Below are 782 nucleotides of genomic sequence, written 5' to 3'. Positions count from 1 at the left end.
CCGGTCCAGCCACGATCGCGGCGACGTAACCGTCGAGCATGGGAATGCTGGTGGCGGCAGGATGCCGATCGACGCGAGCCTGCAGCCACCGCTCGAGTTCCTCAAGCGGCATCGCGGCGACCGCCATCGACGACGATGCCTTATGGCGCCGCGGGCTCATGCCGCGGCCTGTGCGGCACGCTGGTGCGCCGCCTTCCAGTTCCAGGCGAGCAGCTCGTACAACTGATGGCTCTTGGTTCGCCCGGAGGCGATGCGCTCCAGCACGTCGGTCAGGTAGGCCTGCGGATCAAGGTCATGGAGCTTTGCTGTGTTCACGATCGACGCCAGGATCGCCCAGCTCTCGGCGCCACCTTCGCTGCCGCTGAACAATGAGTTGCGTCTTCCCATGGCAATCGGGCGCATGGACCGCTCGACCGTATTGCTGTCGACCTCGATGCGGCCGTCGCGGAGAAACAGCGTCAATCCGTCCCAGTGGTTGAGCGCGTAGTTGATGGCCTCCGTCAGCTTCGACTGGGAGAAGAGCTGGTCGACCATCTCGGTCAGTCGCACCTTGAGCGCTGCCATCAGCGGTGCAGCCCTGGTGCAGCGGGCGGCCAGCCGCTGCTCGGCGCTGCTGCCGCGGATCTCTGCTTCGATGGCATAGACCGCCTGCAGGCGTTCGATCACCTCGCGCGCGTACGGCGACTGCGTCGTCTTGTAGACCTCGACAAATTTGCGGCGGGCGTGAGCAAGACAAAACGCGAGCTGGATCGCGCTGCCATGGCTGCGGGCGAGTGCTTTGT

The 782-nt window shown here is 65.2% G+C and carries 1 protein-coding gene; it reads right to left on the bottom strand.

Annotated elements, in window-relative coordinates:
• Nucleotides 1-156 precede the first annotated feature (156 nt).
• Nucleotides 157-782: IS66 family transposase (tnpC, locus tag ACZYOF_RS44080; RefSeq protein ID WP_463719635.1), on the bottom strand; the 626-nt coding region annotated here is incomplete at its 5' end.

The sequence above is a fragment of the Bradyrhizobium sp. LeoA1Lang genome, from assembly GCF_055413685.1.
This window is presented reverse-complemented; position numbering and strand designations above follow the sequence as displayed.